The organism is Methanomassiliicoccaceae archaeon, assembly GCA_034928305.1.
In the GTDB taxonomy this organism is placed as follows: domain Archaea; phylum Thermoplasmatota; class Thermoplasmata; order Methanomassiliicoccales; family Methanomethylophilaceae; genus VadinCA11.
Window position 1 is genome coordinate 449,141 of sequence record JAYFOZ010000002.1, and the last position, 26,797, is coordinate 475,937.

Consider the following 26,797-nt stretch of genomic DNA (forward strand, 5'->3'; position numbering starts at 1 on the left):
TTTTCACTTCTTCGAATTTTTCCTGCGCACGCCGGCAGACGTTCTTCCGGGGAGTCCCCAGCAGTAGATGAAACCTACTGCGGACGTGTGGTCGAACGTGTCGCCTTCCGCATATGTCGAAAGGCCTGCATCGTACAGCGAGTTCTTCGACTTCCTTCCGACGACCGAGCAGCTTCCTTTGTAGAGTTTTATACGAACTGTGCCGCAAACGGTCTCCTGAGTCTTATCTATGAACGCCATTATCGCTCCGCGCAAGGTATCGAACCAGAGGCCGTCGTATATTATCTGGCACATCTTCTGTTCGAGTGTGCGCTTGAACTCTATCGTGTCCCTTGGGAGAGTAAGGCCCTCGATGGCGCGGTGGGCCGTTATCAGTGTAACGGCCGCGGGGCATTCATATGTCTCTCTGCTCTTTATTCCGATGAGGCGGTCCTCGACGTGGTCGATCCTTCCGACACCGTTCCTTCCCGCGATCCTGTCTAGGGCCTCTACCAGTTCGACGCCCTTCATTTTCTTTCCGTTAAGGGCCACCGGCACACCGTTCTCGAATTCGATCTCCACATACTCGGGAACATCAGGTGCCTTCTCGGGGTCGGTGGTGTTCTGCCACACGCCGGCCGGAGGCTCGGCCCATGGGTCCTCCAGGGCGCCGCATTCGCACGACGACCCCCATAGGTTCTCGTCACGGGAGAACGGGCTTTCTTTCTTTACGATAATCTCTATGCCCTTCTCCCTCGCGTACTCGATCTCCTGTTCGCGGGTGGTCGGGTGGTCCCTCATGGGAGCTATGATCTTCAGGTCCGGGTTGAGCGAAACGATGCCCACGTCGAATCTTACCTGGTCGTTGCCCTTTCCGGTGCAGCCGTGGGCGATGTATTTGGCACCCTCCCTGTTGGCCACTTCTACAAGCTTTTTGACCATCAGAGGCCTTGCGACGGCGGTGCTCAGAGGATAAACGCCCTGATACATCGCGTTCGACTTCAGTACGGTCCATGCATATTCGTTTATGAACTCGTCCTTTGCGTCGATGAGCTCGGCTTTGAGGGCTCCGTTCCTCATCGCGCGGGCGATTATGTCATCCTGGCTCGGAGGCTGTCCGACGTCGATCGACACCGCGATGACGTCAAGGTCGTATTCCTCTTGGATCCAACGGATTGCCACAGATGTGTCCAAACCGCCTGAATATGCAAGGACAACTTTGTCCCTGCCCTTTTTTTTGCCATTGTCGGAGCATTCTTTGTTTGTCATGTTATCTTTCCGCTCGATTGCCTTTTTTATTTATATTGTTGTGGTACGGACGCCGTCTGGCGTTCACCGGCCAACAAAAGGCGTACGGGCCGGCGCACACCCTTGTCGAATATAAATTGGGGCCGGCCCAGGGCCTGGACCAAAACGTTCCGTGAGAGCCAATTTGTCACTATAATTACGAGATGTACAACTTGTGTCTCAAATGGAACAATATCTTTTTTAACAGTATTACAATGCTCAGATAGCAATAAGCGGTACAGGGATCGAATTGAAAAACATTGGTATAATCGGGGGCACCGGGTACACGGGCGGAGAGCTCGCGCGCATCCTTTCGATGCACCCAGATGTCAACATCGCAGCGATGACATCGCGCCAGAACGCCGGGCAGAAGGTGAGCAGTCTGCAGCCCAACCTCAAGGGATATACCGACATCGAGTTCACGGAGTCCATTCCTGATTCCGTCGATGTCGACCTCGTGTTCGTGGCCACGCCCCACGGGGCGGCGATGAAGCTCGTCCCGGGGTTCATCGACCGCGGCATCAAGGCGATCGACCTCTCGGGAGACTACAGGCTCCACGACATACCGCTGTACGAGAAATGGTACGGCCACGAGCATACGGACCCCGATAATCTGGAGAATGCGGTTTACGGGCTCCCGGAGTTCTACCGCGACAGTATCCAGAAGGCGGATCTGGTGGCCAACCCGGGATGCTATGCGACCTCCGCAATATTGCCTCTGGCGCCGCTGGTTCGCAGCGGGCTGACGGAAGGGCCGATATTCATCGACGGCAAGAGCGGAACGTCAGGGGCGGGAATGAACCCGTCCCAGCGCCTGCACCACCCGACATGCGGCGAGTCCGTGATACCGTACAGCGTCGGTCTGCACCGACACACGCCGGAGATAGAAACTGTAGTGGGCGACATATCGGGAAAGGATACCAACGTCCTTTTCGTGCCGCATCTTGTTCCTATAGTACGCGGAATAATCTCAACGTGTTATTTCCGTTTTGCCGAGGAAGTCGGGCAGGAGAAGCTCGACGCATTGTATCGCAAGACGTATGATAGCGAGTTCTTTGTCGATTATGTGAAAGAACCGTCGATCAGGGCAGTAGTGGCCTCCAACCACGCGCAGGTAGCCTCCCATGCGGACGGCGCGAGCGCAGTGGCGTTCGGGGTGTTGGACAACCTTGTTAAAGGAGCTTCCGGGCAGGCGGTTCAGTGCATGAACCTGATGCTGGGGCTCGAAGAAACTGAAGGGCTGAAAGCGCCCGGACTCGGAGTGTGAAAAATGAACACAATAGACGGAGGGGTCACCACCCCTGAAGGATTCAAAGCCACCGGAGTGCACAGCGGCGTCAAGTACCGCTCGCTGGACCTGGGCATGGTATATTCGGTGGTCCCGGCGAACGCTTTCGTCGGATATACGAGCAATAACGTTAAAGCTGCACCCGTGCAGGTCATGATGAAGCAGAACTCGCCGCTGCTTTCCGCGGTCGTCATAAACAGCGGAAATGCTAATGCGTTGACCGGACGCCGCGGTATCGAGGACGCAATGTCGATGCAGTCCGCCGCCGCCGCGGAACTAAGTCTTAAATCCGAACAGGTCGGAATAATGTCCACGGGGCTCATCGGGCGCTTCATGGACATGCACAAGGTCCGTTACGGCATCAGCCGCGCGGCCAAAGAGCTTGATTCGGGAAGGGAGGCTGATGCGAAAATATCGGAAGCGATAATGACGACGGACACGATGAAGAAGGAGTTCGCCGTAAGCGTCCGTCTGGGAGACGGCACTCTGGTCTATATCGCCGCGTTGGCGAAGGGCAGCGGTATGATCGCACCCCACCTCCGCGTGCTTCACGGGACAACGCTCTCGATAATAACCACAGACGCGAAACTATCTCCCGCATTCGCAAAAAAATGGCAGGAGATACTGGACGACACAATGAACATGGTCTCCGTGGACGGTGACCAGTCCACTAACGATACGAGCATACTCCTGGCCAACGGCATGTCGAAGAGCGGCGTTGCCGACGAGGACCCCGAATTCGTGGATGCTCTCACATACCTTATGACAAAAACGGCCAAAGCGATAGCCATTGACGGCGAAGGGGCCACAAAGCTCATCGAGGTCGATGTCTCAGGGGCCAAGACCAAAGAGGATGCCCGCGCTGTCGTTAAGACGGTCTTGAACTCCCCGCTTGTGAAGTCCGCCATATTCGGGTCCGACCCGAACTACGGGCGTATAATGATGGCAATAGGCAACAGCGGGGCCGAGTTCAATCTGGAGGAGATGCGCCTCACGATAAAGGGAGGCGACATGGAGGTCCCCATCCTCGATGGAGGGGCGCCGGTGTTCCAGGAGGAACGTTCGGTCGAAGTGGTCCGCATGGCGATGGACAACAAGGAGGTCACGATAATCGTCGACCTTGCCGCAGGCGACGAAACCTCCACCGGCTGGGGATGCGACCTCACCTACGATTACGTGCGCATCAACGCAGAATATGCCACATGAGGCGATGGGATGCTCTACCTGATCAAGTTCGGCGGTAACGCCATAAGCGACGACGAGGACCTCTCCCGCCTCTGCGAAGAGATCTGGGAGATGACGGACCAAGGTTCCAAGATCATTCTTGTGCACGGGGGAGGGCCCGAGATATCTGCCGAGATGGAAAGGCTCGGCATGAAGCCCGCCAAAATCAACGGAGTGAGGGTGACCGACGCCGAGGGCCTCGAGGTCGCGGCCAAGGTGCTGAAGAAGATCAATACCAGGGTGACCGACGCATTGTACGGCGCGGACGTCCCGCACATAGGGATGCCGGCATATGCATGCACCATGTGCAAAAAGACGGATCCGGTCGCATATATCGAAGACGGTATAGAGAAGACGGCGGACATGGGTCTTGTCGGAGAGGTGGTCAGTGTGGACACCGGCATGCTCAATGACATATTGGATGCGGGCGTCGTACCGGTAATATATCCTATCGGTTCGGACGGCGTCAACGATCTGAACGTCAACGCCGACACGATGGCGGCCGGGATAGCTGCGGGCATGGAATGCGACGAGATGATCGCGATAACGGACGTCCCGGGTGTTCTGAAGGACGTTAAAGATCCCTCGTCCAAATATGACAAGCTGACGACAGAACAGGTGCTGGCACTTATAAAGGACGGCACAATATCCGGCGGGATGATCCCCAAGGTCGAAGCCTGCATCAAAGCCGTCCGCGCCGGAGCCCGCGCGGTGCGCATGGTGAACGGTAAGGACCCGGACAATATAGTTTCGAACATATCTGCCGAAAGCAACAAAGGAACTGTCATTACGAAGTGATAATATGGATTTCCAAGAAATCAAAGAAATGAGCCAGAAGTATCTTTTCCAGAATTATGGGCGCATAGACATGGCTTTCACCCACGGAGAAGGATCATATCTTTATGACACCGAGGGCAAGAAGTACCTCGATCTGGTGTCAGGCATAGCGGTCAACGCGCTGGGATATTCGCACCCCGAGTGGGTAAAAGCCGTCCAGGGCCAGGTCGCCCGCATGACCCACACATCCAATCTTTACTATGTGAAGGAACAGGCAGAACTGGCACAGCGCATCTCCACGATAACCCCGGGAGATCTGGACCGCACGCTTTTTGTCAACAGCGGGGCGGAGGCCAACGAAGGCGCTATGAAGCTCGCAGTGCGCTATACGGGAAAACATAAGGTGATCTCGGCGCTTAACGGCTTCCACGGACGTACGGCGGCATCGCTGGGGGCCACAGGTCAGACGAAGTACCAGAAGACCTTCGAACCTCTGATAAGCAACGCTTTCAGCTACTATGATTACGGAGATGCCGAGTCTGTAAAATCGGTCATCTCGAAAGATACCGCGGCCCTCCTCATCGAGCCTATACAGGGAGAAGGAGGCGTTGCCACTGCACCGAAGGAGTTCTTCAAGGCCGTAAGGGACATCTGCAACGATAACGGCACGTTAATGGTCGTAGACGAAGTCCAGACCGGAATGGGACGCACCGGAAAATGGTTCGGGATAGAGCATTTCGGCATCGTTCCGGACATCATAACCATGGCCAAGGGATTGGGAGGGGGTACGCCCATAGGCGCGCTGGTCTCCACCGAGGAAATATCCAAGGTAATGACGCCCGGCTCCCACGGCACAACTTTCGGCGGAAACCCTCTCGTATGCACTGCAGGAAAAGCCGTCATCGATATAATGAAGAAAGAAAAGCTTGTAGAGAACGCCGCATCGGTCGGAAAACGCTGGATGGACGACATGAAGTCCATCAACTCGTCCAAGATCAAAGATGTTCGCGGATACGGGCTCATCATAGGGATCGAGATGGATTCTCCGGGAACGGCAACGTACGTTCAGAAGTACTGCCGCGACAACGGTGTGCTGGTCAACGTCTGCCACGGCAACGTGGTACGTCTGATACCTCCGCTGATCATAAACGATGCCGAAAAGGATGTATTCACTTCTCTGCTGAAGGAATGCGTTTACTGAAATTATCGATAATAACCAAACTTCTTACTTTTTCATTTTTTATGGTGCAATTGAGATATTAATGCCATCTGCAGTGCCAGACCGATTTATTTTACCTCAAACAGAAAAAATTCTCTATTGTTAAAATTAGTTAGGTAGACCTAAATTTATATAGTATTTAGGTGTTCCTAAATTTATGCAACAAACATGCAATGCAACCTGCAGTTCCTGCCACGGTTGCGTGAAAGTGAACACATCGGACGAGGAAGAGCTCTCGGACCCATCTGCCGGAGGGATACCTTTGGCGATGGTAAAGGACGGCAACTCCGGAAAGATAGTTCGCATATCGGGGAGGAGCGAGCTGCGCAGATATCTCTCAAACCTGGGATTCGTCGTCGGGACCGACATATCCGTGGTTAACACGATCTCCGGGAATATTCTCCTTGAGATCAGGGGAACCCGTATAGCGATGGACAGGTCGATGGCGTCGAAGGTTTTCGTTATCCCGGAGGTCTGCTGATGGTCACGCTCAGGGAGGTGGCCTGCGGCGGTTCCGCCAAGGTCGTACGGATAAGCGCACAGGGCCCGATGAGGAAACGCATCATGGATATGGGCATAACGAAAGGCTGCACGGTCATGGTCAGGAAGGTAGCGCCTCTGGGAGACCCGATGGAAGTTTGCGTGCGCGGATATGAGTTGAGTTTGAGGAAAAGCGAGGCCGAAGCAATAGAAGTGGAGTGAAAAAATGTCATTTTTCGATATAAAACAGCGTGAGCTATGGAAGGAGGCGGGGGATTGAGCAGAATCATAGCCCTTGCAGGAAACCCCAACTGCGGAAAGACTACACTGTTCAACAGGCTGACCGGCAGTTCCCAGAAAGTAGGAAACTGGCCCGGAGTGACCATAGACAGGAAGGAGGGCAAGATAAAGAGCATCGGAGCTACCCTTGTGGACCTCCCCGGAATTTATTCCCTTTCCCCGTATTCTCCGGAAGAGGTCGTTTCCCGCGATTTCCTCCTGGACGACAGCCCCGATACTATAATCAACATCGTCGACGCCACGAACATGGAGAGGAATCTGTACCTTACAAGCCAGACACTCGACATGGGCATTCCGACGGTCATAGCGCTTAACATGATGGATACCGTCAGGAAGGACGGGACCGTCATCGATACGGAAAAGCTGTCCAAAGCGATGGGATGCGAGGTCGTCGGGATATCTGCGCTCAAAGGCGAAGGAATGGACGAACTGCTTGCCGCGGTGTCGTCCGCGGACACGGTGCCGAAGCCGATAAAGCTTTCCGATGCGCTGGAAGACAGTATCGCCCAGATCTCGGACATACTGAGGGGGAAGGTACCGGACGGACAGCTCAGATGGTACTCGGTCAAGGCCCTGGAGAGGGACAAGCTTGCGATCGAAAGGATAGGGACATCATGGGATGATGTTTCGAAGGCCGTCGAAACCCTGGAAAAGGCGGAAGACGACGAGTCGGACTCAATTGTGGCGTCCGAGAGATATGCGGCCATAAGCGATGTGGTGGCATCCGCCGTAAAGTCGAAGAGGTCCTCCAGAGACTACACGACGTCCGATAAGATCGACAGGATAGTCACCAACCGCTGGTTGGGACTCCCCATCTTCGCGGGAGTGATGTTCCTAGTTTACTATATTTCGATAACCACGGTGGGAGGATGGGGAACCGACTGGGTCAATGATGTATTCTTCGGCGAATGGGCGATCCCCGCGGCGACCGAATGGCTGGAAGGCATGGCCGTGGACCCCGTGCTCACAGCGTTCATAGTCGACGGGCTTATCGCCGGGGTCGGTGCTGTCCTCGGTTTCCTGCCTCAGATGCTGGTACTGTTCGTTCTTCTTGTGATGCTCGAGGACAGCGGATACATGTCAAGGATAGCGTTCGTTATGGACCGCGTGTTCAGAAGGTTCGGGCTTTCCGGCAAATCGTTCATCCCGATACTGATCGGGACCGGGTGCGGTGTGCCGGGGATAATGGCCTCACGTACGATCGAGAGCGAGAGGGACAGGAGGATCACCTCTATGACGACCACTTTCATCCCATGTTCGGCCAAACTCCCCATAATAGCGCTCATAGCCGGAGCGCTGTTCGGAGGTTCGGCGGCTGTAGCATTGGCTTCGTACTTCATCGGAGTGCTGGCAATACTGATGTCAGGTATTATCCTGAAGAAGTGGCCGTCCCTTTCAGGGTCCCCTTCCGAGTTCATAATGGAGCTTCCGCCATATCATGTGCCAGGCATTGCAACGGTCATAAGGTCGACGTTGGAGAAGGGGTGGGCGTTCGTCAGGAAGGCCGGGACGTTCATACTGTTGGCCTGCGGCATCATATGGTTCCTTTCCGCGTTCGATTGGAGTATGTCGATGGTCGGGGACATCAATGATTCCATGCTCGCAGACATAGGCAACGCGATCTCCTGGATATTCGTGCCTCTCGGATGGGGCGATGAATGGCAGTTCTCAGTCGGTACGATAACGGGACTGTTGGCCAAGGAGAACGTTGTCGGCACGTTCGGCGTACTGTTCGGATTCTCCGAGGTCGCCGAATCGGGTGACGAGATATGGCCTATCATAGCGGCCCTGCTGACCCCCATAGCGGGATTCTCGTTCCTGGTGTTCAACCTGCTCTGCGCCCCGTGTTTCGCGGCGATAGGTGCGATGAGGCGTGAGCTCGGAACATGGAAGGCCACGGGCGCGGCGGTGATGTACCAGTGCCTTCTGGCATATGCCGTATCCATGATAATCTTCCAGGTCGGCAGCCTGCTGATATACGGAATGTTCGGCGTCTGGACCGTCGCGGCCTTCGCCACGGTTGTGCTGATAGCGTATATACTGGTAAGCAAGGACCCGTTCGCCAGGACAAGGCAGAAGATATCGGAGGCAACGGCATGAACTTCGCAACAATAGCCGTAGGGCTAGTGGTGGGGATAGTGCTTGCAGTCGCGGCATACTGCTCGGTGAGGTCTTTCAGGAACGGAAAGTGCGCCGGGTGCAAAGATTGCGAAAAGTGCAGGAGGAGGTGACGATGTACATCCGCGGCATCAAGTGAACGCCCAGACTGCTGCCGGTCATGCCTCCGAACCGTCCGGCAGCAGAAACCTCCTAAAACAATCCATGGCAAGCAGAGGTCTATGGATTTTTCTGATATCTTATGTGCCAGATATATTTTTATTACATTTTAAAATTAAAAATAAATCTATTGAGCACACGTATTCTGTACAAAAGATGGACGCTCATTTCAAATCACGGTCTTGCAATTCTTTCAATTTTTTGAAAGCTTAATATGTGAAAATCAACAATCAAGTAATGTTAAACAATAAAACCGAACATATTATGTTCCGCTATCACATTTCCAGTGGAAAAACCGAGAAGATCGAGCGTTCCCGCAGGGCACTGTATAATCGGCGAGGGGTGACAACATGAGCGGGCGGGCCGACTTTATGATTTATCCTTTCGGGCCCGTAATTACAGGAATTTGGATCGCATGACCGGTTGCGGACTTCATATCGCCGAGCGCCGATTTAAGCAGGTACGAGATCTTGCCTGATGCAACAACCATATCGGCAGGTCCGCCGGCCCTTATGGCCCGAATAATATTATTTGAGACAAATATCAAAAACGCCACAATTTTTTCTTATCTGATAATTTTATGTGGAACGACAGGATAGTTCGTATATCGCATGTTATCGGAATCAGGTATGCGGGCGGAATTCTTAGGTTTGGCAATAGTTTCCGCAGCAATGCTGGCACTTTACGGGATTTGATAAAAACCGGTGCATACGACGCAATCAAAGAGTCTAATCTCCGGCCCGAAAATCAATTTCGAACTCATCAGGGATGATTAGCACAATAAAATTTCACGGTGCGATAAAAATAACCGCATCGAAAATTCAGCCGCAAACTCATCCCAGCGGATCCGGACGTCAGCACGGAAAATCATAGGGGCAGTTCATTTCTATTTGATTTTCCGGAGACGAAAAAATCAAACGACACAATTGTACAGATCATATCGACGCTTCTCATCGGTACAATTCCGGGCGTCTTCTCCGAAAGTACTTGATATTGCACATGTCCTCAGACGGTATGTCGTCACGATCGGATCCGTCCAGCTCGACGATGTCCAAGGACTCGGTACCGTTGAAATTCTCGAAGATCACAATTCCTTTTTTGTTAAGAACGATCGACCCTCCGCCGGATATCGATCCTCTCCCGTTATCCCCTATGGAATTGCAGGCCGCGATATACACATCATTGTCCCATGCCCTGGCAGGAAGATATCTCATCCAGGTTTCCTTCCTTCTTCCGCCTCCGAGATTGGATGCGTGAGGTATGACGATCAATTCCGCACCATTTCTCCTGAGTACTGTAAATATGTCCGGCATGTGCGCCTCCCAGCACAGAGCAACACCTATGACGGTCTTTTCAGTATCCAGGACATCTATCGAATCACCTTCTGTGAAGCGTCCGGCCTCTCTTGTTCCCAGGTGAGTCTTGCGATATTTCATGGATGTCCCGTCGGGACATATGGTCAACTGTGTCAAATATGGGAGGCCTTTGTTGTTTTTCTCCATGAATCCGAAAACAATGATGATGTCATTGGTGCAGGCAGCATTCCTGACAGACTCTACGAGGGGGCTGCAATCATATATGGTGTCGTCAGGACCATGGTCCGACGAATATCCGGTGAGAGATGCTTCAGGGAAACAGATGATGTCAGCATTCTCTTCGGCGGCGCGGTCGATGAACATCAACATTTTTTTCAGATTTGCATCCATATCGCCTACAGAAGATCGCATTTGAACAAGAGCCAGTTTAAGAGTTTTCAAGTCCATCGCCTTGACATTTTTCATTTCGATCGATATCGTTCAGCAAGAATCATAAGAAAGAACAAAGGGTCCTTTTTCACTCTCGATTATCTCTGCTTCAACGCCGTAAACATCCTTTATCGCTTTAGTTGTGATCGTTTCCCTGGGTGGACCGTAACTGTAAATCTTCTTTTTACTGAGCATGAGGATTTTATCGGAATATCTAAGTGCCAGATTGAGATCGTGCAACGCAATTATCATTCCACGGTCCTCTCCGTGAACGATCCCACGCATGATTTTCATGGTTTCGATCTGATGTCGGAGGTCCAAAGAACTCGTGGGTTCATCGAATATGTAGAAATTTGGGTTTTGACACAGTGTTCTCGCAATGAATACTCTCTGAAGCTGACCCCCGGATATCTCATTTATGTATCTGGATGCGAGATCCAGGATATTCATTCTCTTCATGGACCGTTCGGCCATATTCAAGTCTTCTTCCGTATAATCCCAATTGATGTACGGTCTTCTGCCCATCAACACGGTATCCAATACTGTTGTGAACTGAGCATAGTTGTAATATTGGGGAACATAGCCTAAAATCTTGGAAAGTTCTGTTCTTGTGTAATTTTTGATGTTGCGGTCATCGATATTCACATGCCCCCGCATAGGGTCATGAAGATTGCAGAGTGTTTTTATCAATGTGGATTTACCAGACCCATTGGGCCCCAATATAGACAGGATGTTTCCCGTGTCGGCCTGAAATTCTATGTCTTCGATCACTGTTTTGCCATCATACCCCTGGAAAAGAGATTCTACAGAGAGTTTCATGCGAGATATCTCCCGTTCTTTCTCGAGACCAGCCAAATGAAGAACACCCCTCCGATAAGGTACAGAAGTATGCCGACCGGAAGTTCCTGCGGACTCATCAATATCCTGGCGACCGTATCCGATATCAGCAGAATTATGGCTCCCATCAATGCAGATGCGGGGATGAGATACCTGTTATCGTTGCCGATCAGTATCCTGCAGATATGGGGGGCCATCAGACCGATGAAACCGATTACCCCTGTGAACGCAAGACATGCAGACGTTATCAGAGTACAGACTATCAGGAGATTTCTTCTTATCTTATGAACGTCGACACCGAGACTTTTTGCGACATCATCACCGCTCGACATGGTATTCATATCGACCGCCCGGCGTTCCAACACTACGAATCCCACCAACACTATCGGAATAACGAACACAATGCTGCTCCACGTCGCCCCCCACATGCCCCCCATGAGCCAATTTACTATTTCACGGAGGGCGGCATCATCCGAGATATATTTTGCAAACGATACTCCGGCCTGGAAAAGATATCCGACAACGACTCCCGAGAGCACCAATACAGATTGTGATGCGATGTTATTCTTGGAAATTATCAGTACCAGGGCCATGCTGAGCGTTCCGAATAGGAACGCGAACAGTATCGTGATAAGCGTTTTCGCCGAGAACGAGATGCCTATGACTTCTACGATCCCGTAATATGCGGATCCGAATATGGCGGCGCCGAACGCTATCGCCATTGCGGCGCCGAAAGCCGCAGCAGACGAAACACCCAATGTGAACGGGCTCACCAACGGGTTTCTTAGAAGGCTCTGCATGACCGTACCGGATGCACCGAGTGCGATGCCGGTGAAGATGCAGAGAAGGATGCGCGGTTCGCGGCCGTTTATTATGATATTCGAGAAGTAAGATTTTGAAAGAGTGAAGGAATCAGGAATTATTTGATTAAAAAGGCAAGCAAGGACATCGAATGTCGGGATATTCACCGATCCGAGGCTCAGCGAGACTACGGCCGTTGCGAACAGGACGACCGCCATCATGGCTATGAACATCTTCTTTTTTCGTGTGGACGCACTGTAAATAGCCTTTATGTATGATCCTTTATCCTTCAGATATGTTCGATCCTCGTCATCGATCCTTTCTATGTCTTCAGAGACCGTCATGTCAATTCTGCCTTAATCGATTGATAAAAAGTAAGGTGGAGTCAACCCACCTGTTTATCCGTATTCGTAGAACAACTCTTCAGACGTCCAGTTCGTTTCGAATGTCGAGTTGTAATCCGATATCGCACTTTCTACGGTCAATCCTCCGATGTCCAGGTCCGGATACATCAATGTGATGAAATATATCATCGAGACGAAACACCGGGGCCCGGAAAGCACCTTGGAATCGACGGTCTTGACGACGTTCATTTCGTCGAACATATGGCTATTGTCGATCACGGTATGCGAGGACAGGAATGCGTTGATCTCGGATTCTCCCTGACTATATGCAGTAGTGTTACGGAGAACGAACAGATCTATTCCGTTTTCTTCATAATACCCGACTATGGCGTCTTCAGATATCGATGCCGAAGATGACGTGGCGGAGCTGTCTATTTCCGCAACCGCATTTTTGAGGCCGCATATCTCTTCGAGCATTTTGGAAAGTTCCGCGGCACCCGTATAATATTTGGAGCCGGCATTCGTCCCCATTGTCGAGACGAATGTCTTCTTTTCATCATCTGTCAATGTCGAGCTTGCAGATTTCAGGGCGTCCACCATGCCGTTAAAGAAACTCTCGTACGAATCAGCAATCGCCGCAGCGTCGCTATCTCCGAATAAGCTGGCTAATTGTTTGAGATCGCTGACCTGCGTATCAAAGCCGTAGCAATCCAGGAGGATGACGGTTATACCCATGGCGGTCAACGCATCTATGTTGGTTATCGGCATCGATGTACATTGTCCGATGACGACATCTGCGCCTGTGCTGAGAACAATTTCCGGATTAGGGGTGTTATACGATCCAACATCTGTGCGTTCTGCCCACCAATCTTCTATCGGTTTCGTTTTCATTGTCGAACTTACGCCGACCACCTTGTCGCTCAGTCCGAGGATAGATAAGAATTCCGCCGCATTAGTGTTCACAACGCATACGCTCGTGACAGGTGTAGATACGGTCACTTCGACACCGTCGTTCTGTGTGATGGTTATGGTGTCATCGTCTCCGTCGGATGTTCCGCCGTTAGCGGCGGCATATGCTGAAACCCCTGCTACGACAAGGATTATTACAGCGAAGATCGCCATGTATTTTTTGTCCATTCATTCACCACTCTCATAGTTTATCAGGCAAAGGTGATTTTCGATCGATTTTCAAATAACCATCGAATTAGATTATTGGATGATATATCCAACATAATTTTTTCAATATATAATGCCTACGTTCGGCGTCTTAAATGTGGAAAATCTGCATTTTACGGAATCGATCGATATCCGATTATCCTGACAGATGCACCCGATCGAGCGATTGTACTTATTCAAGGAGATAAGACGGTTAAGCTGTAACGGATTTCAAAAATCAATGCTTCTTCGTATAGGCACGGAATGACAGATCAAATGCTCAGGTATGCTCGATTTCTCAGGGCCCTGATTTTTTTAGTATATCATGTATGCCAGATGTTTTTTATATTTTTATTTTATTTTTACAATTAAAATTGTAGCACCGTGTTATCCTCATCTGTCCAGATAAACAATAATGCACACATCTGAAACTTTTTGTCTAATATTTGTTTCTAATAAAACATAATATACTTAGAAAATCATCTACGGTACATGTCCAAGGGAATGTCTAAAGAGAGTTTGGCGGAGAAGACCAGAGTATACATTGACACACACCCCAGCATCAAGGACTGCGTTGCCAAAGGCCTGATAAACTATTCGTCGCTGGCACGTATGATAATGAAAGACATCGGCGTCGATAACGAAGAGGCGGTCATGATCGCATGCCGCAGGTACGCATCGAAACTGAGCCTGACGACCAACCACGAAATGGACATACTGAGCGTTCTAAAGGACAGCAGGCTGGAGATGAGGACCAAGACGTGCATCATCACTGCGAAGAACGACTGGTCGGTCCTCCACAAGATGGACAATCTATTCAAGGACCTGTGGAACGAGAACTCGATAATGCAGGTAGTTCAGTCCGCATCCGCGGTCACGATAATCGCCGACAAGATGCTCAAGGACAGGATCACCGACACCGTCGGAAGATTCAACATCATAAAGGTCAGGGAGAACCTCGTCGAGATCGTGGTGAAATCCCCTGAGAAGATAGTCGAGACCACCGGAGTGATAGCGTATCTGATCACAAACCTCTCCGATGCGGGGATCAACATCGAAGAGACCGTCAGCTGCTATACGGACACGATATTCATCGTCGGCGAAATCGACATGATAAACGCATACTCAGTACTGACCAAATGCATCCAGTCCGCTGAAGAGACAGTTAGCGACTGAACTCTCAGCCGACCACGTTGAGCCCGGCCCTTCTGAGCTCTTCGAGAAACTCCTTTTTCCTTGCGGGAGATATGATCACCGACGAGGAGTTCCCGAATTTTATACGTACGGTGTCGCCGGACATCCCGTAGAATGCGGAGCGATCGTCTTTTTCGGTATCTACGGAAGTGATTTTCGAGAACGCTATTTCTATTCGTCCGTCAGTGGAATCGATCGTCACCGAGGTTGCAGTCACAGTGTAATATGTTCTGCGGTAAACGTAGGTGGTGGCCACGAAAACGAACAGCATCACGGCGATCGCGACGATGCACGCTATAGACCATATCCATTCGTCAAGGAAGAGGAACCAGGTCACGGCTACAACTATAGCCAACAGGGGGGCGAGATAATACCAAAGCCCTCGTTTAGTCCTATATACAGAATCAGCCACGAGGTACCGAATGACCTGGTGACATATAATTTTTTTACATTTTTTGCATTTAGTCCAATCGAAAAAGACCGCATTTTTTCATCTGGTTTTTTATTTCATTAATTCCTAGGTCTTACGTGGACGTAATATCGCTCGTAGTGATGCTGTTCGTGCTATTCTTCCTGTCCAACGTAGGTTCCTTCATTTTTGAGAAGATGCACCTGCCCGGGATGATGGGGGAGATCGTCTTCGGAATCCTCGCAGCGAACATAGTCATAGCCGGACTTGGTGGATGGAATCTCCTGGATCAGATAGATATCATCGTTCAGACCCCGACGTCGGCGGGAAGCGAAGGATACAACGTCCTGATGCTGTTCTCAGAACTGGGCGTGATATTCTTGCTGTTCACCGTAGGGCTGGAGACCAGGGTCTCGGACCTTTTCAAGGTAGGTAAACCTGCGGTATTCGCGGCAATTCTGGGTATCGCCGTGCCTTTCGCACTCGGTTTTATATTCATGGGCATGACGGGAGGAGACACGATGTCTTCGCTGTTCATGGCCACCGCGCTGATAACTACCAGCGCGGGAGTGGCCGCTCACGTTCTGAAAAGCCTTAAAATGTCCAACACTACAGAGGGCAAGATAATACTTGGTGCCGCCGTGATATCCGAGATTGTAACATTGGTGATATTGGCTGTAATGTCGGGTGTCGCCAGAGGAGACAACTCCTCGTCGGGAGTCCTAGTGATAGTTTTTAAATCATTGCTTTTTGTAGTGCTGGCACTTGTTGTGTGCATATACGTGATGCCTAGGATACACGACTCGATAAACAATCACCGCGGACGGGAGCACCCAGACTGGACGATGCTTTTCGTAGGCATAGGTGTCTGTTTTGCATTGGCCATCGTTGCTGATACAATCGGCCTTTCAGTGATCATCGGAGCATACTTCGCGGGAATGATGTTCGCCGACAATGCCGAAGAATGGCATCTTATAAAGGAGATCGAACCCCTAAAGGAGTTTTTCATGACTTTCTTCTTCATAAGCGTAGGTATACGTGTTGTGCTGAGCGACCTTGCATCCCTTGAGGTGATTGCGTTCGCGATCGGCATATCGGCTATAGCCATACTTTCGAAGTATCTTGCATGTTCGATTGGCGCTAAGGCAGGCGACCGTTCCCTGGACCGCAGATCCATGAACATAATCGGCTGGGGCATGGTGCCGAAGGCGGAGGTCGTAATGGTCATAGCCACAATAGGGGTGATGTCCGGCGCGTTGGAGCCTGTAACGTTCTCGTGTGTGGTCATAATGGCTATCGCTGCAACTACGGTCTCCCACTTTATGGTGGAGAGAGGCTTCCGCAGGAAGTACGGGGACGTAGGGGCCGATACTTCGGTACAGGTGTGATTCCGATCATCAATTGATGCATCACTCGGGTGAAGGTGAACGGACCAATGAGGCCTTACACTTAAGATAAAAAGTACCATATCAGGGCGCGAGCTCATTGCTGAATGTCTCGATCCATATCGAAATATTCACGTACGATTCAGAATCCGAATCTTCAGATCATCGATATACTTCATGGGAACTGCCCGAGCGGTTTCAAGCTTCGGAAGCATCCGCCTTCAGCTTCAGCATATATGCCGACACTCCGCCAACCACGCAGAACAGCATCCCCGCAACCCACGTCCAGACATAACCGTCGAATCCGTAGTATCTGAGTCCGAACACCTCGAAAACCACGAAACCTGAAAGTATCGCACTGCCTAGGACAGGGCCGATCGAACCGCCGATCAGACGGAACATCGTGTTCATTCCCGATGCGATGCCGAAGTCCTCCGCCGGACTCGTCTCCACCACTACGTTTATCATGGAGACCATGGCCAATGCGTTTCCGATGCCTGCGACGCACATTGATAGCACGACGGTCCAAAGTTCCGGGGGGAACGCGGTCAGCAAGACTATCAGCATCAGGTCCCCGACGCCGAACAGGAACATACCTGCGGCCAGAACTTTCACGGAATTGCCGGGCTTCCTGCACCATTTTCCAGCCATAGGGCCGAATATCAGGCCCATGACGGCCATGGGCATCATTATCAGGCCGATATCGAACGTGTCATCGATGCCGAATCCGCCGTACATCCCCGGTCCCGCGAGGAAATACGGCAATGTCTGGAACAGCATGAACATGGATATCCCGAAAAGGAACGCGGTCACATGGGCGCCTGCGCCTTTCCCGGTGAGCAGGCCGAGTTTCATAAGCGGTTCCGCCGCCCTGCGTTCCCAAAATATGAACGACGTAAGGGAGATGATGAAGAATGCAAGGCATGAAATCACGACGGGACTCGAAGGGCCCTGTTCCTCCAAGGCCGTAAGGGCGATCAGCAAAGATAGTATGCAGACGGACAGCATGCCCGCTCCGACATAATCGACCTTCCTCCCCTTTACGAATATTCCCGCGTCATGTACCTTGAAGTAGAATATCGGAATGAGTATGAGGAACAGCGGCGCCGTGATGTAATAGCAATACTGCCAATCGAACTGCGAAACTATCCATCCGCCTCCCAGCAGTCCGATGGACACTCCGATGGAGAACATGGCGCTGACGATGCCGATCGACATGGGCACCATTTCCTTGGGGAACGTGTCCCTGATTATCCCATAGAATATGGGGAACATGGTGAGCCCGATCCCCTGCATCGCACGGAAGGCGATGAGGCAGATGAAATTGCCGTAGGTAAGCGCACAGCCCATCAGTCCGACGGTGTATATGACCAGGGTGACGATCAGCATCTTCCTTTTTCCGTAAAGGTCTGCCAGTTTTCCGACGATGGGGTTCAGCACCGCGCCGACAAGAAGATAGATGGACAGGATCCAGGGCACCCACCCGGCGTAGTCCGGAAAGCTCAAAGATATGTGCTGAAGGGCCGGGACAAGCATGATATCGATGAACATGACCATCAGCGCCACGAACGCCATCAGGATCAATGTGGTCCTGCAACCCTTCATATCCTCGCCCTTGAAATCCATTAACGGCCCCGTCTTTAAACGAGTCGCCTGTCTTTATTAATATCTGCCTGGAAGCGCATCGTCTCCTTCCGTCACGGTGCTTGCATCCCATCGAACGGTACGTCGCAATTATAGACTATGACCATCATCCCCGCCGCATGTCCTTCAGGTACGGCGGGTTGAGAGACTCTATAATCGCCTCTATAAAGAAAAACACCGAGGGAAAGGACATAGGTGTAGCCTTTTCCGGCGGGCTCGATTCGGGATTGGCCGCCGCGGTCGCCAAGGAATATGCCAGATCGGTCACTCTGTACACTTGCGGAACGGATACTTCTTACGACGTTATTATGGCCAGGGACCTATCGGAAAAGATAGGCCTCCCCTGGGTCCACGCATCGATATCCAAAGACAACGTAGAATCCAACATACGTGAACTGATAGCCGCGACCGGGACCCGGGACCCGTTCACCATCTCATACGAGCTGCAGCTGTTCTGCGTGTGCAAGGCATCCGGAGAGGACAGCATCCTGACGGGCCAGGGTGCGGACGAGTACTTCATGGGATGTGCCAAATTCGTTGGATGTCCATATGCCGATTACGAAATCTTCAGGAAAGACAGCGTGAAAAGGCTCCTGGACGTATCCATTCCCTGCGAGAAGGCCATAGCGGCCCATTTCGGACAGAGCATAGCATATCCATATCTCGACGAGGCGGTGATCGCGGAGATCGGGAAGATAGATCCCGCAGAACTCAGGCCGAAGGATATGGACTCCAGGAAGGCCGTCCTCAGGGAAGTAGCCATAGATCTGGGACATCCGGTCATAGCGGAAAGGAAGAAGAAATCCTCCCAATACGGCTCTGGTACTACGGACATCGTGCGCGCCCTTGCCAAGGAGAAGGGCATGATGTACAATCAGTACATAGCGTCCCTATACGACGAGGTAACAGGAAACGGAATCTGAATTTCAGATGAAGATCTTTTTCTGAAATAGCCAGAAACGGAATTTCAGATCCGTATGATGCTACCGTAGGCTCGGCGACGATCAAGAATGCGGCGATTCGGCTCGCAATATAACAATACTAAACTTAGGAAAGAGTCCCGAGGTACATGGATAGATCGAAATAGAATTCCTCCGAGCAAGGTATCCCTTAGATACATCATATCAAGGGTTTCTAGGTTACACGAACCTGAGCAAAACATGGGTTTCCGTATCAGAATAGGCGTATGGTTGAAATTCTCGAAGCACCATCAGAGAGGATGCGAGAGTATGGAACCAATTTATTTCGTCAAGTCGGACGCGGATATCCTGTTGCGGAACATAGGTTACCGGCAGGTGTCCCGATGGTATTCTGATGCTTTCGGTAAAGTTCACGATAAGATTGCCCCCTATGATCCTGGTTCTGTTCTCACAGACGGCCGCCCTCGCGGAATCTTTCCTGATTTTTAGGGGCAGATAAGGGAAAAATATCTCCCCGATCGCGGAGGGTAGCCCGTATGACATTAACGATGTTGCTCTGTGATGTGATGTCATTGCCCCTATTGCAGTATGCATTCGTCGCCATCGTGTTGTCATATGCCCCGTTCGCCATTTACCAAATGTACCTCATGATCATCAGCCTATACGGCAACGATGCCAAGGATGCGGAAAGGAAACCCGTATTGGAAAATGCCAACAATGTAATCGTCACCATAACCACCAACGGCATGGCCACGGACGTGGTAGAGAAGATAATATCCAACATCAGAAGCTATGAGCTGGGTCTGGAGATTTTTGTCATCAAGGAGCATAGGGACGGATTCGCATACAGCTGCAGGGAGATCACGGTTCCCAAGGATTACACATGTCCGAACGGTTCCAGGAACAAGATGCGGGCGATGCAGTACGGCAACGAATGGCTCCGCCGGGAGGGATATGGCAGGGAGACCTACATATGCCATCTGGACGACGACAGCATGGTGGACAAGCCCTATCTGGAGTTTGTGATGCACCGCATGACCGCCGAAGGAGGGCAGGGGTGCATAAGGCTCAGGGAGTTCGGAAGGCATCTCTTCTCGTCCCTTTCGGACATTGTCAGGGTGGCCAACTGCGAGGCCTGGTGCAGGCATTACAACAGGGGGAACAAGCTTTTGAAGGATCGGGACAATAACGGAACCTGCCCCTATGGATCCGGATTCCGATATATTGTGAGGTGGCCGTAGTTCTGATGACTCGCCGAGAAGGGGACGGTTATCGGAGACCATGAAAAACAGATGATACAAGAGCTGCGTGGACATGGAAAAGAGGTAGCCATGGGCAGCATCGGAAGTGATATCGCAATCGAGGCCGCCGATATAGCTCTTATGGGCGATGACATATCCCGTATGCCGTATCTGAAGTGTCTGTCCGATTCCATGTCGAGGACGAAGGCGAACATCGCGGCGTCAATGTGCATCAACGCTGTGGCGGCGGCTATGTCAATTTGAGAGAAGGCCATAGCGGCCCATTTCGGAAAAGATATAGTATATCTGTATCTCGACGAGTCTGTTACAACAGAGATAGGTAAGATGGATCCCGCAGAACTGAGGCCGAAGGACATGGACTCCAGGACGGCCGTCCCCAGGGAAGTAGCTATAGACTTTGGATATCCAGTCATAGCAGAAATAAAGAAGAAATCCTCACAGTACGGCTCGGGGACGACGGACATCGTTCGCGCACTCGCCAAGGAGAAGGGCATGACGTACAACTGTAATCGCGTCCGTCTATGAGGGTGCGGCGAGGGGGACGTCGTCCGCGAGTAAAGGGCAAATATGTAAGATAGAGAGTTTTGACGGGCCTCGGCCGACAAACAATTATCTAAAGAGATGGCCCTGAACATCCTTCAACATGGAACTGGATATCGAAGCCGTCAGGAAGATTCTGAGTGACGAACTCGAACTGTTCAACGAGTGCGCGGGCCGTCACCCCGATATGTATAATGAAAAAGCAGCTTACTTCAGATCCTTTACTTCCGACAAAATCAGAGAGATGTCCGTTGATGAATTCAGGGCGTATCTGCTTCGCTTCGGATCATTCATCAGAGAGGACGATCTAGACAACGCCCTGATCTACACGGACCTGAGTGTCTTTCGAGAGTATTATGCGGGACTGTATGATAATAGCATCAACGAAGAGACCTGGAACGGTTTCGTGAATAATAAAATGGTGTCCATGTCAAGAGCCAGCGAGCCCTTGTATTATCTGGACAACGTGAATTATATTTACTGCAATTCAAGCATTAAGAGAGGCTTGGCCGCCATCAGCGGCAATGTCTGCAGTAGCTCCGATGACTGGAATGAGTATCTCAGGATACTGCGCATCTGCAAGTCCATGGTCAATATAATGGGGGATGTAGGGTACGAAAGGCCCGATATGACTGTACTGTCAAAATTTCTTGCTTTCTATCAGGCGAAGAAAGGGCTGTTTAAACCAAAAAAGAACAGTGGCGGCATAGACCTCTCGGTGAAGACGGCGATGTATGGATCAATGAAGGACATGGTGTCCCAGTTCGCAAGAGATTTGGACCTCGTGAGCAGACGCCCTGACAACGTCAGGATTCAAAATGATTTCAGGTCGAAGTACGAAGTTTTCTCAAGACTGATGTCCGATGATGAAATACTAGATATGATTTCGGAAGATGATTCCGGGCTCGGACAGTTGAGAAACGAAATTTCTTCGATGAACAGAAGTTATCGTGAATTCAAGGCTGAATGTAAAATCACGCCACCCGGGAGGAAAGAAGCCCTTTCCAGTTATCTGGACAAGATCATGTCAGATGTGGATCCTGACATAGTGCTCGATGAGGAACAGCGCGCCGCCGTATTGGCCGAAGATGATTATTGTCTTCTCATCGCAGGGGCCGGCTCGGGTAAGACGACCACAATGGCTGCGAAGGTGAAATACCTGGTGGAACGCTGCAACATCGACCCCAAGGATATCCTGATAACATCCTTCACAAACAAGGCCGTGGACGAACTGAAACAAACAGTCAACGTAAAGATGCGCATAAATGCCAATGTGTTCACGTTCCACGCGTTTGCATTCCAAATTCTAAGAGAGGATATGGAAGTTACGCCCAAGGTCGAGAGCAAAGGAGGAAAGATATTGTCCGACATCCTTGGTAATTTTGTTTTCAAGGACAGCGAGTTGCTTAGAAAACTCATGCTGTTTTTCAGTTATTACATGAATATTCCGGAAGAAGCTCTGAAGTGTAAGAATCTTGACGAATATCACGAGCTGAAGACAAAACAGGAATTCGAGACCCTTAAGAGCGGAATGAAGGAATATGTCTCTGCGATCGAATACAGATGTTCGAAGAACAAGGAGACGCTTATGGGGGAGTACGTAAACTCGGCCCAGGAGGTTGCCATAGCGAACTTCCTTTATCTAAACGGAATCGATTATGAGTACGAGAAGACATACCCGCACAACATCCCTGGGGCCAGAAAACTATACACTCCGGATTTTTTCATCAAACAGGGAGATAATGAGGCTTACCTGGAACATTTTGGTCTTTCAGAAGACCTGAAGAATGATATGTATTCCGATAAGACGTTGGAGACATATATGGCCAGCATAGGCAACAAGAGATATATCCACGGAAAATACAAAACCAAACTGCTGGAGACATGGTCCCAATACAATGATAAGAGGCAATTGATCGACCATCTTTCGGAGCTGCTGGTGAACAACGGGTTCGTACTCAGCCCCCGCAACCCGGAGGACGTCTACAGGCGGATGAAGGAGGTTGGCAAGGAGAAATATCTTTTTCCTTTCAGCAAATTCATGTTCAGGTTCATAGAACTCTTCAAAACCTCCAACTTCAAACTGGAAGACTTTGAAGCGTTGAAGGGACGCACGGACAATTATCGTACTCTGCTCTTCCTCGATCTGGCAAAGGAAGTATACGCCCAGTATCAGGATATTCTGGAAAGCGGGAACAAGGTCGATTTCAATGATATGATCAATCTGGCCTACGAAGATCTGAAAGAGAAAGAGTCAAAAGGCATCAAGTTGCCGTACAAGTACATCATAATCGATGAGTTCCAAGATATCGCCAAACAGAGGTTCGATTTCATAAGACAGCTTTCGAAAGTCTCCGATGCGAAAATAATCGCAGTCGGCGACGACTGGCAGTCGATTTACGCCTTTGCAGGGTCTAAACTCGACATATTCACCAAGTTTTTGGACCTAATGGGCGGGGGCAGAAGGATGAACATAACCCACACGTACCGTAACTCCCAGGAGCTTATCGATGTCGCAGGTGCGTTCGTACAGAAAAACATCAATCAGATTCCTAAGTCCCTCATTTCCCAGAAGCACGTGGAAGATCCTGTAGTACTGCGTGCGTTCGACGACAGCAATTCATATATGGTAAATCTTGCCGATGTAGTGACGGAGACCGTCGGAGACATCGTCGATGAATTCGGGGAGCAATCATCAATTTTGATCATAGGGCGCTATAATTACGATGCGTTCAAATTGGCAAACACCAAAAAATTCACAAAAATGGATGACGGTGGCGGCATTTCGTGCGAAAAGTATCCGAATGCCAACATTACTTTCCTCACTGCGCATAAATCCAAGGGGCTAAGCTTCGACAATGTGATAATACTAAATCTCTCGGAAGATCAATACGGTTTCCCCTGTCAGATAGAGGATGACCCTATAATGAGGTTGCTCATTCCTCCCGAGAGTGAAATAGAGTATGCCGAAGAGAGACGTCTGTTCTATGTTGCGCTCACTCGTACTAGAAACCGCGCGTTCCTGACGGTACCTCTGAAAAGACCATCTAAATTCATCGTCGAGATGATACATGATGGATATCTCGAGTGCCCCGAAGGAATGAATCTAAACCGTGCGGAAAAAACACGTTCCTATTGTCCGTTATGCGGTTTTCCACTCAAGTATCAAAGGAATAAGAATTATGGATTGCAGCTGTATATTTGTACAAATGAGCCCGAGCTCTGCGATTTCATGACCAATGACAAAGACCATCCGTACGACATCAAGAAGTGTCTGGATTGCGACGGATATCTTATTGTGAAAGAAAAACACAGCCTGTTCTACGGATGTACCAATTACAGGGAAGACGGTAAAGGTTGCAACCATACGGAAATGATCATCTGACGCACGATGAGGCCAGAGATCATATTATTCGCATGGCGGAGGAAAACGGGCGCCGTGAAACCATTCTCATATGTAGAAATAATAGGAGTTCAGAAGATAGTCCTCCTGATACTTCCGCGCCAGCGTATGCAGTATGTTCTTGACCGACTTCAGTTCCGCTCTTCCCGATATGAAGGCATTCAGCGTGTCGTGGAAGCGTTTCTTCTCGGAATCCGTCGCTTTATCGTTCAAATATCCCCATACATGCTGCGCCGCGTTGACGGCGTTGTTCACTCCGATCGGCGTAACCAGGGACCCCTCAATTAAATGGTACATCTCCAGTGCGTGATAAGACGTCTTGTCCTGCAGCAGTTTCCGGATCGCGTGATATTTATCGGGCGCCCTCTCCATAACGGAGTACTTGTAGCGCGCCCATTCGGCCTCAAGCGCCTTGATGCCCCTGTCGGAGACGCAGTTGATGCATTTCAGCGCAGACATATTCTTGTCCTTTACTTCGAGCATGATGTCCGTGCCGGTACCGGACACCTCACGGTAGTAATCGAGGAACTCGTCGATCCTTATGGATCCGGAATGCGCGCCCGGCCTCTTGTCGGGATTCTGCTGGGAATAATGGACCTTCTGCGGGCCGTCCTCCATGGTCCAAGTCTCCCGGCACTTCTCGATCCAGTCCACGTCCCTGCATGATGCGTCTGCAGGATTAACGGCATTGTGCAGGTTGTCGTACACCGCCGGCATCCCCGTCGCAGATGCGGTCTCGATCACGTCCTCGATATTGAACAGCTTGTCGTCGTTCTCCAGCACCAGCCGTTTCTTGACCTCGGCATCTAGAAGTTTGTATCTGGACACGAAACGTTCTTTGGCACGCCCCTTGTCGCCGTAGACGCCTCCGAGATGCAGTATCATCTTGTGCTCGGGCCCTAGTCCCAGGCCGTCAAGGACCTTCGCGTGGTAGTCCAGGTCCCGCGAGGCCCGGTCGGCTACCGATTCGTCCGTCGAATTGAGAACGGTGTACTGCCCGGGGTGCATCGACACCCGCATACCCGACCTGCGTATTTCTCCGCCGATGGATTCCAGCTTATCGGAATAATGATTTTGCCACGGCAGCTTTTCCGCCAGGCTCGAGCCGAAAGGTATCAGGTCCGAAGATATGCGGAACATCCCGATGCCGTTCCTTGCGTTGTATGTAATAAGTCTTTCGAGGGCATCGAGGTTGCTGCCGATGAGGGAGAGAAGCAGCTCTTCGTTTGCATTTTTCATGATGCAGTTCTTCATGCCGCTTCCCGGCACGCCCAGGGCGAGGCATGCATATCCGATGCTCATACGCCGTCCCTTCCGCGCCTCAGGTACATAACGGGGTATAGTCCCGTTCAGAATAATATGTTTCTTTGTTGATTCGGTGACTTACGATGATTTCGGGACGACCGGGAATCTGATGATGGTTTTGAGTCTATCTTCTTCCACCCTGTTCGGGTCGGAGAGATATATTTCATGATAGGGGCCGTTCACGGCGTACTCTTTTTCCTCGATGTATTCCATCAGCTTTCCGATGGATCCGCCGACGGAGCCGTAGCTTCCCGTGTGCAGCGTCTGCACAGACGGACCTTCCTCGGATTCAAAAAGATACGCCGCATCCAGGTCCAGCCCCGGCTTCTTTTTCTTAATGGATTCCTTTATCGCTTCGAAGAACTTTTTGTCTACGAACTCGGGCTGGCGGATCGCCATCTTCCATACCCAGGTATTATTGTCATCAATGCAGAAAGGCATATCGCGTGTTCCGTACAGGCCCTCGGGCGGCATCACGGTGTATTCATAATATCCCTCAGGCTGGGCTCCGTGCATTCTGCTCATCTTGATCCCGTATGCCAGATTGAAAAGGATCCCCATCATCTTCTGGATGCTCTCTCCGTTCAGCGGTCCGTTGCCGTCCACGGCTATGAACTTCATCGACGGGACGGTCACTTCGAAGATGCCTGCCTTGGGAGAGTACAGATCTTTGCGCTCCTTCTTGAAATCTCTTTTCATATCGAGGTCCCCTTTTCGCATCGTTTTATAGTATTAAAGATACTGATAATTCACAAAAAGACGACCGCGGAGCCGTCCAGAATCGAACATATGATTGTTCTCAGATCGGTAGAAATCCTAACAGGTTTGCAATATGGGATATGTGCATCAGCTTGTCCGGACTCGGAGAGGAAACGGAAGGAATCTCATTTTTAACGGATGAGAAGGGTGCAATAATGTCAGAAATCTTCTTCGAGAGACGATTAAGGAACCATATCATGCACGATTAAACGAAATCATAGTTCTGGACAGCTCCTGAAAACCCCCGAGATACATCATTTGGG

Annotated in this window: 24 protein-coding genes; 15 read left to right on the forward strand and 9 right to left on the reverse strand. The window is 50.7% G+C overall.

Annotated features, from left to right (window positions below):
• Nucleotides 1-3 precede the first annotated feature (3 nt).
• Complete coding sequence (locus VB016_04175; GenBank protein MEA4977728.1) at nucleotides 4-1,248, reverse strand: argininosuccinate synthase; 1,245 nt, start codon at nucleotides 1,246-1,248, stop codon at nucleotides 4-6.
• A 268-nt stretch (nucleotides 1,249-1,516) separates the two neighbouring features.
• On the opposite strand from VB016_04175, the gene argC reads away from it, so the two are divergent.
• From argC to VB016_04215, 8 genes are all read left to right on the forward strand, one after another.
• Nucleotides 1,517-2,533 (forward strand): N-acetyl-gamma-glutamyl-phosphate reductase, encoded by a 1,017-nt coding sequence (gene argC / locus VB016_04180; protein ID MEA4977729.1) that lies wholly within the window; start codon nucleotides 1,517-1,519, stop codon nucleotides 2,531-2,533.
• Nucleotides 2,534-2,536: 3 nt separating this feature from the next.
• Nucleotides 2,537-3,760 carry a bifunctional ornithine acetyltransferase/N-acetylglutamate synthase gene (gene argJ / locus VB016_04185; GenBank protein MEA4977730.1) on the forward strand — a complete coding sequence of 408 codons (1,224 nt, stop codon included), beginning with the start codon at nucleotides 2,537-2,539 and terminating at the stop codon, nucleotides 3,758-3,760.
• Nucleotides 3,761-3,769: 9 nt separating this feature from the next.
• Complete coding sequence (gene argB, locus VB016_04190) at nucleotides 3,770-4,576, forward strand: acetylglutamate kinase (protein ID MEA4977731.1); 807 nt, start codon at nucleotides 3,770-3,772, stop codon at nucleotides 4,574-4,576.
• 4 nt (nucleotides 4,577-4,580) lie between these two features.
• Nucleotides 4,581-5,756: an acetylornithine transaminase gene (locus tag VB016_04195; GenBank protein ID MEA4977732.1), complete on the forward strand. Its 1,176-nt coding sequence runs from the start codon at nucleotides 4,581-4,583 to the stop codon at nucleotides 5,754-5,756.
• A 175-nt stretch (nucleotides 5,757-5,931) separates the two neighbouring features.
• Nucleotides 5,932-6,255 carry a FeoA family protein gene (locus VB016_04200; protein ID MEA4977733.1) on the forward strand — a complete coding sequence of 108 codons (324 nt, stop codon included), beginning with the start codon at nucleotides 5,932-5,934 and terminating at the stop codon, nucleotides 6,253-6,255.
• Entirely contained in the window at nucleotides 6,255-6,476 is a 222-nt protein-coding gene (locus tag VB016_04205) for a FeoA family protein (protein ID MEA4977734.1), read from the forward strand. Before VB016_04200 ends, VB016_04205 begins: the two co-directional genes overlap by 1 nt.
• Before the next feature lie 54 nt (nucleotides 6,477-6,530).
• Nucleotides 6,531-8,654 carry a ferrous iron transport protein B gene (feoB, locus tag VB016_04210; protein ID MEA4977735.1) on the forward strand — a complete coding sequence of 708 codons (2,124 nt, stop codon included), beginning with the start codon at nucleotides 6,531-6,533 and terminating at the stop codon, nucleotides 8,652-8,654.
• Complete coding sequence (locus VB016_04215) at nucleotides 8,651-8,785, forward strand: hypothetical protein (GenBank protein ID MEA4977736.1); 135 nt, start codon at nucleotides 8,651-8,653, stop codon at nucleotides 8,783-8,785. The genes feoB and VB016_04215 overlap by 4 nt, the downstream gene beginning before the upstream one ends.
• Nucleotides 8,786-9,781: 996 nt before the next feature.
• On the opposite strand, the gene VB016_04220 is transcribed toward VB016_04215, so the two are convergent.
• Genes VB016_04220 through VB016_04235 form a run of 4 tightly spaced genes read right to left on the reverse strand, consistent with a single transcriptional unit; the run spans nucleotide 9,782 to nucleotide 13,695 of the window.
• Nucleotides 9,782-10,612, reverse strand: a complete 831-nt coding sequence (locus VB016_04220; GenBank protein ID MEA4977737.1) for a nitrilase-related carbon-nitrogen hydrolase — start codon at nucleotides 10,610-10,612, stop codon at nucleotides 9,782-9,784.
• Between the two features lie 15 nt (nucleotides 10,613-10,627).
• On the reverse strand, nucleotides 10,628-11,395 hold the full coding sequence (locus tag VB016_04225; GenBank protein MEA4977738.1) for an ABC transporter ATP-binding protein: 768 nt from the start codon (nucleotides 11,393-11,395) through the stop codon (nucleotides 10,628-10,630).
• Complete coding sequence (locus VB016_04230) at nucleotides 11,392-12,558, reverse strand: iron ABC transporter permease (protein MEA4977739.1); 1,167 nt, start codon at nucleotides 12,556-12,558, stop codon at nucleotides 11,392-11,394. The genes VB016_04225 and VB016_04230 overlap by 4 nt, the downstream gene beginning before the upstream one ends.
• Nucleotides 12,559-12,612: 54 nt before the next feature.
• On the reverse strand, nucleotides 12,613-13,695 hold the full coding sequence (locus tag VB016_04235) for an ABC transporter substrate-binding protein (GenBank protein MEA4977740.1): 1,083 nt from the start codon (nucleotides 13,693-13,695) through the stop codon (nucleotides 12,613-12,615).
• Between the two features lie 510 nt (nucleotides 13,696-14,205).
• Here VB016_04235 and VB016_04240 point away from each other — a divergent pair.
• Complete coding sequence (locus tag VB016_04240) at nucleotides 14,206-14,889, forward strand: ACT domain-containing protein (GenBank protein MEA4977741.1); 684 nt, start codon at nucleotides 14,206-14,208, stop codon at nucleotides 14,887-14,889.
• A gap of 4 nt (nucleotides 14,890-14,893) precedes the next feature.
• On the opposite strand, the gene VB016_04245 is transcribed toward VB016_04240, so the two are convergent.
• Complete coding sequence (locus VB016_04245) at nucleotides 14,894-15,262, reverse strand: PH domain-containing protein (GenBank protein MEA4977742.1); 369 nt, start codon at nucleotides 15,260-15,262, stop codon at nucleotides 14,894-14,896.
• 173 nt (nucleotides 15,263-15,435) lie between these two features.
• Between VB016_04245 and VB016_04250 the strand changes: the two genes are divergently transcribed.
• Nucleotides 15,436-16,704, forward strand: a complete 1,269-nt coding sequence (locus VB016_04250) for a cation:proton antiporter (GenBank protein MEA4977743.1) — start codon at nucleotides 15,436-15,438, stop codon at nucleotides 16,702-16,704.
• A gap of 195 nt (nucleotides 16,705-16,899) precedes the next feature.
• Here VB016_04250 and VB016_04255 read toward each other — a convergent pair whose 3' ends face one another.
• Nucleotides 16,900-18,327 carry an MFS transporter gene (locus VB016_04255; GenBank protein MEA4977744.1) on the reverse strand — a complete coding sequence of 476 codons (1,428 nt, stop codon included), beginning with the start codon at nucleotides 18,325-18,327 and terminating at the stop codon, nucleotides 16,900-16,902.
• Between the two features lie 137 nt (nucleotides 18,328-18,464).
• Between VB016_04255 and VB016_04260 the strand changes: the two genes are divergently transcribed.
• The 5 genes from VB016_04260 (at nucleotide 18,465) to VB016_04280 (ending at nucleotide 24,452) form a co-directional block, all read left to right on the forward strand.
• The gene (locus VB016_04260; GenBank protein MEA4977745.1) at nucleotides 18,465-19,268 is read left to right on the forward strand and encodes an asparagine synthase-related protein; all 804 of its coding nucleotides are present in this window, start codon (nucleotides 18,465-18,467) and stop codon (nucleotides 19,266-19,268) included.
• Nucleotides 19,269-19,903: 635 nt separating this feature from the next.
• A complete protein-coding gene (locus VB016_04265; protein MEA4977746.1) occupies nucleotides 19,904-20,506 on the forward strand; it encodes a hypothetical protein in 603 nt (200 codons plus the stop codon).
• 51 nt (nucleotides 20,507-20,557) lie between these two features.
• The gene (locus VB016_04270) at nucleotides 20,558-20,770 is read left to right on the forward strand and encodes a hypothetical protein (GenBank protein MEA4977747.1); all 213 of its coding nucleotides are present in this window, start codon (nucleotides 20,558-20,560) and stop codon (nucleotides 20,768-20,770) included.
• A gap of 81 nt (nucleotides 20,771-20,851) precedes the next feature.
• Nucleotides 20,852-21,052 (forward strand): hypothetical protein, encoded by a 201-nt coding sequence (locus VB016_04275; protein ID MEA4977748.1) that lies wholly within the window; start codon nucleotides 20,852-20,854, stop codon nucleotides 21,050-21,052.
• A 118-nt stretch (nucleotides 21,053-21,170) separates the two neighbouring features.
• Nucleotides 21,171-24,452, forward strand: a complete 3,282-nt coding sequence (locus VB016_04280) for a UvrD-helicase domain-containing protein (GenBank protein ID MEA4977749.1) — start codon at nucleotides 21,171-21,173, stop codon at nucleotides 24,450-24,452.
• Between the two features lie 66 nt (nucleotides 24,453-24,518).
• On the opposite strand, the gene uvsE is transcribed toward VB016_04280, so the two are convergent.
• Complete coding sequence (uvsE, locus tag VB016_04285) at nucleotides 24,519-25,772, reverse strand: UV DNA damage repair endonuclease UvsE (GenBank protein MEA4977750.1); 1,254 nt, start codon at nucleotides 25,770-25,772, stop codon at nucleotides 24,519-24,521.
• 81 nt (nucleotides 25,773-25,853) lie between these two features.
• Nucleotides 25,854-26,474 (reverse strand): GyrI-like domain-containing protein, encoded by a 621-nt coding sequence (locus tag VB016_04290; GenBank protein MEA4977751.1) that lies wholly within the window; start codon nucleotides 26,472-26,474, stop codon nucleotides 25,854-25,856.
• Between the last annotated feature and the right edge of the window lie 323 nt (nucleotides 26,475-26,797).